The organism is Shewanella cutis (assembly GCF_022410515.1).
In the GTDB taxonomy this organism is placed as follows: Bacteria; Pseudomonadota; Gammaproteobacteria; order Enterobacterales; family Shewanellaceae; genus Shewanella; species Shewanella cutis.
The window spans coordinates 1136178-1149042 of record NZ_JACSDI010000001.1; the positions used below are offsets into that span (position 1 = coordinate 1136178).

A 12865-nucleotide genomic window follows, 5' to 3' on the forward strand; every position below is an offset into this window, starting at 1 on the left:
TAATTTGGAGCGACATATCGGGTTCGAACCGATGACCTATACCTTGGCAAGGTATCGCTCTACCAACTGAGCTAATGTCGCCTTTATTTATTTGACTAGACAATCATGCCCGCATCAAAAAGTTGAGGCCGCATTATATGAAAAATTTATGCGGCTGCAACCCCTTCTTGCAGATTTATCTGCTGATCGGTCAAATTTTAAATACTTTGCTACGGTAATACTGCAATTCCGCTATCGACTCTTGGATATCTTGCAAAGCTTGGTGAGTGTTTTGCTTTTTGAAACCCGACATGGTTTCAGGGCTCCAACGTTTCACTAACTCTTTAACCGTGCTTACATCGAGGTTGCGGTAATGGAAGTAATCCTCCAGCTCGCGCATGTAGCGGTTTAAAAAGCGACGGTCTTGGCCCACGCTGTTACCGCACATTGGTGAGGCGCCCTTAGGTACGTATTGCTCTAAAAATGCGATGGTTTGAGCAACAGCCTCTGCTTCGTTTACTTGGCTGGCGCGGACTCTCTCAATCAGTCCCGATTCACCATGGTGTTTTTGGTTCCAATCATCCATAGCCGCTAATACTTCATCCGATTGGTGAATCGCAATCACAGGTCCCTGACCGATAATATTGAGTTCTTGGTCAGTGACTAAGGTAGCAATTTCAATGACTCTATCCACATCGGGTTCTAACCCTGTCATTTCGAGATCGATCCAAATGAGATTATTCGCGTCTGCCGCCATAATTGCGCCTTATCATGTCTGTTAGCCTAAATTCAGGCTTTTTTATTCAAGAGTGTGTATCATACTGCTTTTTTGAAACACAAAAAATCACCTAATTGACGAAGATAAATCAGTGAGTAAAAAGAAACCCCTAAGCCAAGGCCAATTACGCCGTATGCGCGCCAATCACGAGAAACGCCTCAATCGTGACAGTGGTGATAAAAATACGCCTGAGTTACAGGATAGCTCACTCGGCCCAGAACTGAGCGGTACTGTCATATCTCGCTTTGGCCAACATGCCGATATTGAAACTGAAGACGGCCAGATTGTGCGCTGTAATATTCGCCGCACCATTAGCAGTTTAGTCACTGGCGATAAAGTGATTGTACGCTTAGCCATTGAAAGCCAAGCTAATAGTGGCATAGCAGGCATTGTGGAAGCAGTACATCCAAGACGCTCTTCACTCTCACGCCCCGATTTATATGATGGCGTGAAAATTATCGCCTCGAATATCGACCAAATTTTGATTGTGTCGTCGGTGTTACCTAGCTTTACCACCCAAATTATTGACCGTTACTTAGTCGCCGCTGAAGACACCGATATTCCGCCGATTATTATTTTGAATAAAATCGATTTGCTGACACCTGAAGATGCGCCCGCCATAGAGGAAGCCTTAAAGCGTTATCAAGATATTGGCTATCCGGTGTATAAGGTCAGCAGTAAATTAGGCGAAGGTCTGGAAACCATCAAAGCCCTGCTCAAGGATAAAGTGAGTGTGTTTGCGGGTCAGTCAGGTGTGGGGAAGTCTTCACTGGTCAACGCCTTACTGCCGGAAGCCGAACTGCTCGTCGGTGATGTCTCAGGCAACTCCGGGCTTGGGCAACACACCACCACTACCGCTAAATTACTGCATTTACCCAGTGGCGGTGATTTAATTGATTCCCCCGGCGTACGCGAATTTGCCCTTTGGCATTTGCCTGCGCAGCGTGTTGGTTGGTGTTTTATTGAATTTCGCGACTTTTTAGGTGGCTGTAAATTCCGCGACTGCAAGCACGGTGACGATCCTGGCTGCGCCTTAAAAGCCGCCGTCGATGCGGGTAAGATTAGCGAAGATCGCTTTAATAACTACCATCGTATTATCGCAAGCCTTGATGAACAGCGTCACGCTCGGCAATTCCGCGCCCAAAGCGATGAATAAGCGGAACAGCGAATAAATCAACCTAAAATAAGTCTCAACCTAAGTTGAGCCGCAAACGGAAAGGAACATAAATTGGATAAAGTGAAAATTGCGCTGCAGTACATGCTGCCAAAGCACCTGTTATCTCGCTTAGTCGGTAAACTTGCCGCTTCTGAAGCTGGCGCATTAACGACTGCCGCGATTAAATGGTTTATCAAGCAATATAAAATTGATATGAGCGAAGCGGCTCAGAGCGAACCTGAGGCTTATAAAAGCTTCAACGACTTTTTTACCCGCGCACTTAAGCCAGGTATTCGCCCCATCAATAGCGTGGCCAATATCATGGTGCATCCGGTTGATGGCGCAGTGAGCCAGCTAGGCCCCATCAAGGATGGCCGTATTTTCCAAGCAAAAGGTCATCACTACTCTTCACTCACCCTGCTTGGCGATCAAGCTGAAGATGCCAAACGTTTCGAAGGGGGGGATTTTGCAACTATTTATCTGGCTCCTAAGGATTATCACCGCATCCATATGCCGATTAAGGGCACTCTATCTAAGATGACCTATGTGCCGGGCGAGTTGTTTTCGGTTAACCCGTTAACCGCACGTCACGTCCCAGGACTATTTGCTCGTAACGAACGTGTAGTGGCGATTTTTGAAACCGAGCGAGGCCCGCTAGCCATGGTATTAGTCGGTGCAACTATAGTAGCCAGTATCGAAACCGTTTGGGCAGGTACAGTGACGCCGCCAACGGGTAAGCAAGTGTTCACTTGGGACTATCCAACAGTCGGGCCAGATGCCATCACCTTAGATAAAGGTGAAGAAATGGGCCGCTTTAAACTTGGCAGTACCGTTGTGATGCTGTTTGCAAAAGAGGCTATCGATACCTTTGCGGAAGGTGTTGAACCTGAAGCCGTGACGCGAATGGGTCAAGCCTTTGCCAATCTCAAAGACCTGCCATCTGCTGACTAAGCGCTTGGGCGGTTGATTTGAGCCAGACGGCGAAACCCTCGGGATTACTCGAATTACATTTGGCTGTGCTGATGTTTGGTGGCACGGCCTTGTTCTCAAAGTTAATTCCCTTAAGCGCACTCGATATCACATTCCTCAGATGTGTAGTTGCCGCATTTGTACTGGCTCTGCTGGTCAAATTTCGTGGTAAATACTTAAGTCTTGGGAGCAAAAAAGATTACTTAGTCGCTATCGGTTTAGGTGTCATCGTCAGTTTGCATTGGGTCACGTATTTTGCCGCGATGCAACTCTCCTCGGTTGCCATCGGTATGATCGCCTTTTTTACTTATCCCGTCATGACAGTAATTGCCGAGCCGTTATTAACAGGCAATAAAATCAAGCTGATGGATATTATCAGCGGTATCTTGGTACTGATAGGCGTAGTGCTATTAATCCCCGAAGCCAATCTCGGTAACGACACTACCTTAGGTATTGCAATCGGTATCCTATCGGCGATGTTATTTACCGCTCGCAACCTGCTGCAAAAACGCTATTTTTCGCAATATAGTGGCCCACACGCCATGTTTTACCAAACCTTAGTGGCAGCGGTATTTCTTATGCCTTGGCATCAAACAGAGTTACACACTATCTCCCGCGAAACCTGGGGATTAATCCTGTTGCTCGGGGTGGTGTTTACCGCTGCACCCCATGCATTATTTACCTCAGCCCTAAGGCAATTAAGCGCTAAAACTGTTGGATTAGTGTCCTGCCTACAACCCTTTTACGGTGCGATGTTGGCATTATTGATCTTAGGTGAAGCACTAAATCTCAATACCCTCATAGGCGGAACTATCATCGTTGCTACCGCTATCTTTGAAACCCATCAATCCCACCAATCCCAGCGGCGAAAAAAGAACGTTTAAAACATACCAATCTTGGCCTAAGTTGGCTAAGATGAGTGCGTCTTTCGCCCCTAATTGCTTTTGCCTATATGCCACGTATTTTATTGTTCGTTATTGCTTTTTTCTCTTTTTCTCTCCATGCCAATTCGCCCTTGCAGTTGGATAAGCGCCTTGGTTTAAACAACCAAAATCAGCAACAAAATATCAGCATTGACGATCAAATTACTGAGCTTAAAAATAACATTGATAGGCTGGCGGCGAATGCGAGTAGCTTTCAGCAGGCTCAACTTGATTTTGAAAAAAATAAAAAGGTCATTAATCAAGGACTCAAAGAGGCTGCAGTCCAACTTAAACTGGATAAAGGCACAGCTCTTAACCAGCAAGCCTCAATGGCTTATTTGCGCTTGTCTGAGTTAAAAGAGAGCGAGACCGCCCTTGGTAACCAAGTCAACGAGCTATTGCAGCGCCATAACCTGCTGCCCTCCGTCATTGCCAATGCTAGGCAAAATGTGCTGCAAAATAAGAAAACGGAATTGGCGCCTATCGACACCCCTACGGGTGAATTGCAGCAAACGCAGCGGATTTTCTTCGAGCAAAGCCTTGCCACCCATGAGGCTGAACTCGCCAGCAGCCAAAAGCGCATCGAACTCACCCAACTACAGTTACAACTGGTGCGCCAACAACTGAGCCAACAGGAAGCCTTTATTGAAACCATCAATAAGGCGATAAATAAGCAGCGGCAGCGACAAACCGATGCAACCTTGGCCAAAAATCTCGTCGATACTGCAAAAGTCGTCGACCCAGTTACGCGCAATATCGCCGACACCAATCAGATCTATGGCCAAAAACTCCAAACCTTAACCTTGCAAATCAATAATGTGGTTGAGCAACAGGAACAGGCTGAACTGCAATATCAATCCCAAGCTAAGCAGTTGGCCAATATTCAAGAGCAAATCACTTGGGTCAAAATGAACTCCGCCTTTGGTGAACGTTTCTTGCAAATGTTGCAATCGTTACCCAAACCACCAAACCATGAAAAACTGCAAACCCTGATCGCTGATGCTCGCCTAGATAGATATCACCTAGAGCAACAGCAGGCGCTAAACGAACAAGAACTCGAGCAGACCAATCGCTACAGCGAGGTGCAAATTAAGCTACTGCTCTCACAACAAGCATTGCTCACACAGTTAATGCAAAGTTATGACCAATATCTGAGTGAACTAGGCAAACTAAAAGTTAGTTATCAGCAACTTAGCCAACAACATCTCACGCTAAAAAATACGCTTAATGAGCATCTTTTTTGGGTACCTAATGCCGCGAGCATTAACAAACTTTGGCTAACTGACGTTCAACGTAGCGCCCTGTGGCTTATCCAAGAGGCACAGTGGGGGCAACTTGGCAAAGCTTGGCAAGAGCAAAACGACTATTGGTCATGGTGGATCATTCTGTTGGTGCTTTGTTTAGTGATCCAAGATTTAATTAAACCTAAATTCAATCGGTTACTTGGTCACTATGCCACCTATGTTGGGAATGTTACTCAGGATAAATTTATCTATACCTTCAAATCCTTAGCCTTAAGCCTAGGTTACGCCTTAATCAAACCGTTACCGATTGTGGCGGCTGGATGGATATTTTATCAATCTGAGCGTAACTTTGTGCAGGCCGTTGGCATGGGAATTTTAGCAATAGGATTGGTTTACCTATTGTATCGCTTAATTTTTATTCTTGCCCTCGATAAAGGCGTCTTGGTCGGCCACTTCAAGCGCCCCTCAAAACTTATCCAAGCGGGTCAACTGCGACTAAAACACTTTGTCTTTGTCGCGAGCCCCTTACTTGGCATTATGGGATTTACTGAAATCCTCGATGCATCCCTTATCCGTAACAGCATTGGCCGCGGTGCATTTATCTGTTTTTGTGTCGTTTTATTCTTGTTATACAAGGATATTTTGCTCCTGAGCCGGCAAAATACCGATACTAAAAAAGACGGCAAAAACAAGCGATTAATCCAAAAAATGCTTTGGGCCTTATTGATTTCAGTCCCATTACTGAGCGCGGTGCTAGCGTTTAGAGGCTACTACTTCACCGCCTTCCAAATGTTGCTGCAACTACAGTTATCTATTGTATTGGGGTTAAGTTTTTTACTTCTCTATCAATTAATTAAGCGGTGGATGTTGATTGAGCGCCGCCGCATTGCCTTCGATCGGGCGAAAGCGAAACGGGCAGAGCGTTTAGCCCAACGTGAAAAAGGCGAAACACACCATGCCTCAAACGATGGCCTAGACACCTATGAAGAGCCTGTGGTCGATCTCGAAACTATTTCGAGTCAATCCCTCGGGTTAGTGCGCTCTTTACTGCTGTTAGCTTTTTTAGCCAGTTTGATTGGCCTGTGGACGCAAACCCATACGGCGCTGTTTTCCTTCCTTGATGGCATTACCCTATGGACCACCAATACCAGCATCAATGGGGTTGAGCAGCAGCTTCCGATTACGATGAAATCGCTGTTATTTGGCTTAATCATCGTTGGCTTTTCGCTGATGATCGCCACCAATTTACCCGGTTTGCTTGAGCTGATGATCTTGCAAAGACTCGACCTAACACCCGGCACTGGCTTTGCCATCACAACCGTAAGCCGTTATTTGGTGGTGTTTTTAGGTCTATTGATTGGCTTTTCGAACCTTGGGATGGAATGGTCAAAACTACAATGGCTGATTGCCGCGCTGTCACTGGGTCTCGGTTTTGGTTTGCAGGAGATTTTTGCCAACTTTATTTCGGGTCTGATTATTCTGTTCGAGAAACCCGTGCGTATTGGCGACACCGTCACCATTCGCGATCTCACGGGGACTGTCAGTAAAATCCAGATCCGCGCCACCACGATTATCGACTGGGATAGAAAGGAAATTATCATCCCAAACAAGGCCTTTATTACCGAGCAGTTAATTAACTGGTCACTGTCGGATCCTATCACTCGGGTGATCGTCCATGTGTCAGTCGCCCGTGATTCAGATCCCGCCAAAGTAGAAGCCACGCTTTATCAAGCGGTGCAAGAATGCGAGGATGCGTTGCCTAATCCAGAGCCTGAAGTGTGGTTTGCAGGCTTTGGCAAACATACCCAAGACTATGAAGTCCGCGCCTACGCCAAAGATATGTCGGCGCGTTGGCCACTTCGCCACGACTTACATAAACGTATTACCCGAAAACTCAAAGAAAACAACTTAGAACTCGCCTATCCGCAAATGGAAATCCATCTTAAAAATGGCCAGAATCGCGATCAGGTCGGCATAATTCGCAGTTAATAGGACGATAAACAAATGCTTATTTTTGCTCACCGCGGTGCCAGCGGTTATGTAGCCGAAAATACCTTAGCCGCTATGGCAAAAGCGATTGAATTAGGCGCCAAAGCCATTGAACTGGATGTGCACAATGTCGAAGGTGAGTTAGTGGTATTTCATGACCGCAGACTCGACAGTAAAAGCTCAGGCACAGGAATAATCCAATTAGTCAGCAAAGGCTATCTTGCCAATGTCACCGTCAAAGGCGAACCCATCCCCACACTTTGGCAAGTGCTTGAGCTTGTTGCTGGCCGCGCCACGGTAAACATTGAACTTAAAGGCGTAAATACAGTAGCGCCACTCCTCCAACTTTACCCCAAAGCTATTGCAGAGCTGGGGTTCAGTGCTGAGCAATTACTGATTTCCTCCTTCAATCACCCTTATTTACAGCAAGTCAAACAGGCTCTGCCACAGGCATTCGTGGCGCCCTTGCTCGCCAGTATTCCCCTCGATGGCGCGGCGGTCGTGAGCGAGCTAAACGCATATTCTTTGCATTTAGATGTGAGTTTTATCAGCAAAGCCCTAGTGGACGATGCTCATCAAAGGGGCGCTAAGGTCTATGTTTATACGGTAGATCACAGCGATGATATTCATGCTCTGCAGCAGCTCGGCGTTGATGGCATCTTCAGCAACTACCCCGACCGTGCGATGCAGGCACTAGCACAACCGACCAATACGGATTATCAGGGCTATTTCGAATAACCACATCGCAGGAACTTAGCGCCTTAAGCTTGGCTATTTCGCTGCGCCCAATAGCCAATAAAAATAAACATGCTCACTATCAGCAAAAACATCCAATGGGATGGCATGGCGACGATTTGCCTTGCCACCCAAGGCGTGGCTTTAACGATCAGCAGCCCGTAGCCAAAGGCATTAACAATAATAAAAACCAAGGTTCGCAGCATAAATGAGTGTCCAAGTAAATGCCGCCTGATGATACGATTCACATCGGCTGAAAACACTAAAATCAAACACACCACCATGGCCGTAGCGATGTCGAAAGCCCAAGGGCGCAGCATATTGCCTAAATGGCTAATAATGGCGACTAACTCATCAAACATAATAACTCAACCTAAATAGCGCTGCAAAAATCCAAAAACGACAGCAGCATATTGAAAAATAAAGACAACCAAGCATAAAGGGAGACGACATGGGGCACAAGTTACTCTTACTGACGAAGGTAAATGAGCAGTATCGCCAACTCATTGAGGCGCAGCAGCTGCCAGGGCTTGAGTTGCTTGATGATAACCCCGCCAATATTAGTCAAGCCGATATCTGGCTTGCTGAGCCCAAACTTGCCGCGCCACTATTGCCCCATGCAAAGCAACTGCAATGGCTGCAATCGAGTTTTGCAGGGATTGATGCCCTCATGGGGCCAAGGGCGAGGAAAGATTATCAACTCACCAACATCAAAGGGATTTTCGGCCCCTTAATGAGTGAGTATCTGTTTGGTTATCTGCTCGCCCATGTGCGAGGGCATCATTTTTACCAGCAGCAACAACAGCAAAAATCTTGGCAAGTACAAGGTACGATGCGCCATTCCAGTTTACAAGGAATGTGGCTTTTGATCTTAGGGACGGGTTCCATCGCACAACATGTTGCCAAGACGGCTAAACATTTTGGCATGCATGTCACTGGAGTAAACCGCGGTGCCCGAGAGGTCGAAGGCTTTGATGTGATTTTGCCGCTGTCGCAATTAGCCCTAGCCTTAGGCCAAAGTGATGTCGTCACTAACTTACTACCAAGCACACCAGAAACGCGCCAGCTGTTGAATGAGTCAATGCTCGCTAAGCTCAAAGCCGATGCTATTTTGGTAAATGTTGGCCGCGGTGATGTACTCGATCTCGATGCCCTCAACGCCCAGCTGATTGCCCATCCTGCGCAGCAGGCAATTCTTGACGTGTTCATGCAGGAGCCGCTCCCTGCGACTCATCCGATTTGGGAAAGAAACAATGCCATCATCACGCCCCACATCTCGGCACCAAGCCACCCAGAGCAAATCGTCCGTATTTTTAGTGATAACTATCGTCGCTATATCGCGGCACAGCCGCTACAAAATCAGGTTGATTTTACTCAGGGCTATTAGGGCGTGTTGACATTTCGAGATTAGATTTTGTTCGTTCTGGCAAGCACGTGCTCGCGAAACGAGGCTCAAACTCTCAAGCCAAAAAGAAAAGGCAATCAAAGATTGATTGCCTTTTGATTCAATATGTTGGATAACGACAAGACTAAACTTTAAAACTGCGCTTTAAAAACTGTCCGACTAACACAGTATGGGAATCCATTTCACCAACCACACCATCATTAAGGCCGACCATCTCACAACCGAGTTGATGGCTAGCATGGGTAAATTGCGACACATTCACCACACTACGGTTCATCTCGTTAGCCACACTGGATTGTTCTTCTACCGCACTGGCAATATGATGGTTCATATCGGTAATAGTCTCTATGGCCTCGCGTATGGTGCGCAGGGCCGCGCCGGCTAAATCTGCCGTTGTAATGCATTCAGAGGCAGCTTCAACCCCTTCATGCATACTGCGCACGGCTTTATTCGTGCCCTGCTGTAACAAATTAATCATACTGTGAATTTCTTTGGTGGCATCGTGAGTGCGTTTCGCGAGGGCCCGCACCTCATCGGCAACAACCGCAAAGCCCCGCCCCTGCTCACCCGCCCGTGCCGCTTCAATGGCGGCATTCAACGCCAATAAGTTTGTTTGCTCGGCAATGCTTTGAATGACATCCAGCACTCTGCCGATATCTCTGCTATGCCCTTCTAATTCAGTGATCACTTGCGATGTTTCATGCAACTGCTGCGACATGGCCTGAATCGATTTAATAGTACTCACTACAGTTTTATCGCCGTTGATTGTTTGCTCCGATGCCATCTGCGAAGCACTCGCAGCATCGGCACAATTAGCTGACATATCCCCAAGCGTTGCCGTCATTTGTTGCATTGCGGTTGCCACTTGCTCGATTTCAGAAAGCTGTGACTGGCTTGTGTTTTGAATTTCTTCGCCTTTTGCCGCTGACATTTTAGCTTCTTGAGCCACCTTATCGCAGGAATCACGGGCGCGGCCTAACACAGATTTTAACTCTGAGTTTTGCATTTGTAGTGCAAGATCTATCGCGCCAAGATCATCTGACTGCCCGGCATAGATATGCGCCATTAAAGGGTTGTTGTAGATTTTCTTCGCCTTGGCCACCAGAACACGATAGCGGCCTAAAATCAGATTGCCTCCGATAAACAGCGCGAGAGCACTGATGGCTAGCGCCACAAATCCCACAACTCCCATCTGCAACGCCAAATACAACATGGGCAGCAACGCAATTAAGGCCAGTAGAGCCAACTTAGTCGGCATATCAAAATTGCGTTTTAATGCCTTTACTTGGCCGCTTTTATTTAATTCGGCGTAGGCGGTTTCTGCCCTGCTAACCTGCTCTCTGCTCGGTTTGGTTCGCACAGATTGAAACTCAGCCACTTGGCCATTAATCATAATGGGGGAGACATAGGCATCAACCCAATAATGGTCACCATTGGCGCAACGGTTTTTAACAATGCCTTTCCAAGGCTCACCTTTACGGATAGTTTTCCAAAGGTCTTCAAACGCTTGAGGAGGCATATCGGGGTGACGCACCATATTGTGAGGTTGCCCCAACATGTCATTAAGCGTATATCCCGCAACCGTACAGAAGGATTGATTCGCGTAGGTAATATGACTTTGGGTGTCTGTAGTGGACAGCAAAATCCAGTCTGCAGGATAGTCATATTCACGTTGTGTTACTGGCAGATTTTTTCTCATAATAACCCCTGGATTTTATGATGAATGCTATTCAGCCATCCATGAGTTACCCCTCCTAGATACCGATCATCCATTTTCATGTAACCACTTAGCCCTGCTTTACACACTTTGAGATTAGCTCAAAAAACGTGCCACAGATAACAAAATTAAATAAACAAGACCACCAACAATATTGCATTTGATAAGCGTTTTCATTTAGAATTAATCCAACTTATGTTGGAGTTCTCAAAAATGTATGTTTGCCTTTGTCACGCCATCACTGATACGCAAATCAAAAACGCGGTAAGCCAAGGCGACACGAGTCTTGCTGACGTTAAAAAGCGTTTAGGCGTTGCCAATCAATGCGGTAAATGCGCGAGAATGGCTGTACAAATCATCCAGAATCAACTGGAAATTGAACCTAAATACTACGAAGTCGCTTAACGTCTCGCCCCATCTCCTGTTAACTTTTACTCCAACCCAATGTGCATGATTAACATGCATTTACAGCGATAAGGTTTGCCGCAACAACCCCAAGGCCTATCTTACGACAAATACATGACTCCCTAATGACACATCCCACGCAACCCAAATATCATAAACACTTTGAGTTCAATGGGATGTAACGCTAACACTCAGCTTTTTGATACTGTTATTCGGTCGTGATTATCGCCGTTTTAATAAATACACAGCCTCATTGAGCCAAGGCACTGCTTTTTTTACAAACCTCGGGTTATCAGCCAATACATCTTGGCAAGCCAAGGACTGGATTTCAAAATCTTCAGTTAAGTGTGTCTCAACCCAAGTAGGTGATACCGCAAAAGGAGGACCACTTAAGGCCTCCTGTGGGTAATCGAGTGTCACTAACAAGCCGACACTGCCCTGCGGTAATAAATACGCTAACTGTTTTGCATACTGCACCCGCATGCTTTCAGGCCAAGCAATCAAGGCGGCGCGGTCATAAAAACCACTCACCTCAGCGGTAATCGCGTGAGGTAACGTGAAGATATCCCCTTGATATAAACTTATCTGCTCAGTCTGGTAATGCTGGTGCTCCCCCTCTGCACTTTGCTGCATCGGTAGTTGGTTATCGCTAAAAAATTGCTGCACGGCGAGTTCATTTAACTCGCAACCAATCACTTGATGCCCCTGCTCAGCTAAAAAGCACATATCTAGAGACTTACCACACAAGGGCACAAAGATCTTGGCATCAGCGGGAAGTGCCAATTGATGCCAATACATTACGAGAAAGGGATTGATTTCTTGCTGGTGAAAACCAATCTGTTGTTGCTGCCACTTCTCATGCCAAAAACCAGGTTCCATAGGTATATCTCAAAAGACTAAAGTTATCCTTACTCTAATGGCATTCACGGGTGGATGCAAAATCTTAGATACCGCAAGTTAATCATAGAGATGTAAACACTTAATGACTAAGACAGTGCTTCTTGCACTCGGCGCAGCCAAACACAATTATCACATTGGCATTGCCGACGGGAGAGATGATGCGGGCTGAGTGAAGAATCAATAAAATCGACGGCAATCAGCAATTGCTGCTTTAGTTCGGGGACGGATTTTTGTTCGACAGCCACCAGCTCATCATTCTGGTTCATCCAGATACATTCCATGCCTTGGTGGCAAGTGAGACATTGCTCATCACTATCATTAAAAAATACCGCGTGGGGACAATGAGTTACTTCCATTGACTGCAAAATTCGCTTACGCGGAAACTCTAATAGCTCGATCAATAAAGCCTTATCTGGGGCGGGCATATGCCATCCTTAAATCCACTTTGTCCACGGGAAATTTAACAAAATATATCCCAATCCAATGTGCTTAAGATTACCTAGACTCGATACGATTTAACTTGATATAAATCAAAGTCAGCGACGAAATGATGGGATAGGTAAGCCGCAAACATCGCACATTTTATCCCCATAAAATAAATCACTGCTCCGATTTGCTTAACTTACCCGCTTGCTGTTTAAATAACCCAAACAAGGAGCCTCGCA

At 46.3% G+C, this 12865-nt stretch carries 12 protein-coding genes and 1 tRNA gene; 7 read left to right on the forward strand and 6 right to left on the reverse strand.

Going from position 1 to position 12865, the window contains the following annotated elements; all coding sequences use genetic code 11:
* Positions 1-5: 5 nt before the first annotated feature.
* Together H9J30_RS05065 and orn are read right to left on the reverse strand one after the other, a co-directional pair.
* Positions 6-81: transfer RNA gene (locus H9J30_RS05065), tRNA-Gly, on the reverse strand.
* A 109-nt stretch (positions 82-190) separates the two neighbouring features.
* Positions 191-736: an oligoribonuclease gene (gene orn / locus H9J30_RS05070; RefSeq protein ID WP_240129999.1), complete on the reverse strand. Its 546-nt coding sequence runs from the start codon at positions 734-736 to the stop codon at positions 191-193.
* Positions 737-848: 112 nt separating this feature from the next.
* On the opposite strand from orn, the gene rsgA reads away from it, so the two are divergent.
* The 5 genes from rsgA (at position 849) to H9J30_RS05095 (ending at position 7776) form a co-directional block, all read left to right on the forward strand.
* A complete protein-coding gene (rsgA, locus tag H9J30_RS05075; RefSeq protein ID WP_240130000.1) occupies positions 849-1913 on the forward strand; it encodes a small ribosomal subunit biogenesis GTPase RsgA in 1065 nt (354 codons plus the stop codon).
* Between the two features lie 72 nt (positions 1914-1985).
* On the forward strand, positions 1986-2864 hold the full coding sequence (asd, locus tag H9J30_RS05080) for an archaetidylserine decarboxylase (protein WP_240130001.1): 879 nt from the start codon (positions 1986-1988) through the stop codon (positions 2862-2864).
* A 17-nt stretch (positions 2865-2881) separates the two neighbouring features.
* The gene (locus tag H9J30_RS05085; RefSeq protein WP_275679495.1) at positions 2882-3766 is read left to right on the forward strand and encodes a DMT family transporter; all 885 of its coding nucleotides are present in this window, start codon (positions 2882-2884) and stop codon (positions 3764-3766) included.
* A 68-nt stretch (positions 3767-3834) separates the two neighbouring features.
* Positions 3835-7038 carry a mechanosensitive ion channel domain-containing protein gene (locus H9J30_RS05090; RefSeq protein ID WP_240130076.1) on the forward strand — a complete coding sequence of 1068 codons (3204 nt, stop codon included), beginning with the start codon at positions 3835-3837 and terminating at the stop codon, positions 7036-7038.
* Positions 7039-7053: 15 nt separating this feature from the next.
* Positions 7054-7776 (forward strand): glycerophosphodiester phosphodiesterase, encoded by a 723-nt coding sequence (locus H9J30_RS05095; RefSeq protein WP_240130002.1) that lies wholly within the window; start codon positions 7054-7056, stop codon positions 7774-7776.
* Between the two features lie 23 nt (positions 7777-7799).
* Here H9J30_RS05095 and H9J30_RS05100 read toward each other — a convergent pair whose 3' ends face one another.
* Entirely contained in the window at positions 7800-8135 is a 336-nt protein-coding gene (locus H9J30_RS05100; protein ID WP_240130003.1) for a DUF3392 domain-containing protein, read from the reverse strand.
* Positions 8136-8224: 89 nt separating this feature from the next.
* Between H9J30_RS05100 and H9J30_RS05105 the strand changes: the two genes are divergently transcribed.
* Positions 8225-9160, forward strand: coding sequence for a D-2-hydroxyacid dehydrogenase (locus H9J30_RS05105; RefSeq protein WP_240130004.1), 936 nt, complete (start codon positions 8225-8227; stop codon positions 9158-9160).
* A 142-nt stretch (positions 9161-9302) separates the two neighbouring features.
* Here H9J30_RS05105 and H9J30_RS05110 read toward each other — a convergent pair whose 3' ends face one another.
* The gene (locus tag H9J30_RS05110) at positions 9303-10877 is read right to left on the reverse strand and encodes a methyl-accepting chemotaxis protein (protein ID WP_240130005.1); all 1575 of its coding nucleotides are present in this window, start codon (positions 10875-10877) and stop codon (positions 9303-9305) included.
* A gap of 231 nt (positions 10878-11108) precedes the next feature.
* Here H9J30_RS05110 and H9J30_RS05115 point away from each other — a divergent pair, with 231 nt between their 5' ends.
* Positions 11109-11300 carry a bacterioferritin-associated ferredoxin gene (locus H9J30_RS05115; protein WP_240130006.1) on the forward strand — a complete coding sequence of 64 codons (192 nt, stop codon included), beginning with the start codon at positions 11109-11111 and terminating at the stop codon, positions 11298-11300.
* Between the two features lie 222 nt (positions 11301-11522).
* Here H9J30_RS05115 and H9J30_RS05120 read toward each other — a convergent pair whose 3' ends face one another.
* Together H9J30_RS05120 and H9J30_RS05125 are read right to left on the reverse strand one after the other, a co-directional pair.
* The gene (locus tag H9J30_RS05120) at positions 11523-12179 is read right to left on the reverse strand and encodes a thiopurine S-methyltransferase (RefSeq protein WP_240130007.1); all 657 of its coding nucleotides are present in this window, start codon (positions 12177-12179) and stop codon (positions 11523-11525) included.
* A gap of 107 nt (positions 12180-12286) precedes the next feature.
* Positions 12287-12625, reverse strand: coding sequence for a hypothetical protein (locus H9J30_RS05125; protein ID WP_240130008.1), 339 nt, complete (start codon positions 12623-12625; stop codon positions 12287-12289).
* Between the last annotated feature and the right edge of the window lie 240 nt (positions 12626-12865).

What these genes read in the sequence shown, in the direction of transcription:
- orn (WP_240129999.1), bottom strand. Translation starts at nt 736, where the DNA reads ATGGCGGCAGACGCGAATAATCTCATTTGGATCGATCTCGAAATGACA.
- H9J30_RS05090 (WP_240130076.1), top strand. Translation starts at nt 3,835, where the DNA reads ATGCCACGTATTTTATTGTTCGTTATTGCTTTTTTCTCTTTTTCTCTC.
- H9J30_RS05095 (WP_240130002.1), top strand. Translation starts at nt 7,054, where the DNA reads ATGCTTATTTTTGCTCACCGCGGTGCCAGCGGTTATGTAGCCGAAAAT.
- H9J30_RS05100 (WP_240130003.1), bottom strand. Translation starts at nt 8,135, where the DNA reads ATGTTTGATGAGTTAGTCGCCATTATTAGCCATTTAGGCAATATGCTG.
- H9J30_RS05105 (WP_240130004.1), top strand. Translation starts at nt 8,225, where the DNA reads ATGGGGCACAAGTTACTCTTACTGACGAAGGTAAATGAGCAGTATCGC.
- H9J30_RS05110 (WP_240130005.1), bottom strand. Translation starts at nt 10,877, where the DNA reads ATGAGAAAAAATCTGCCAGTAACACAACGTGAATATGACTATCCTGCA.
- H9J30_RS05115 (WP_240130006.1), top strand. Translation starts at nt 11,109, where the DNA reads ATGTATGTTTGCCTTTGTCACGCCATCACTGATACGCAAATCAAAAAC.
- H9J30_RS05120 (WP_240130007.1), bottom strand. Translation starts at nt 12,179, where the DNA reads ATGGAACCTGGTTTTTGGCATGAGAAGTGGCAGCAACAACAGATTGGT.
- H9J30_RS05125 (WP_240130008.1), bottom strand. Translation starts at nt 12,625, where the DNA reads ATGCCCGCCCCAGATAAGGCTTTATTGATCGAGCTATTAGAGTTTCCG.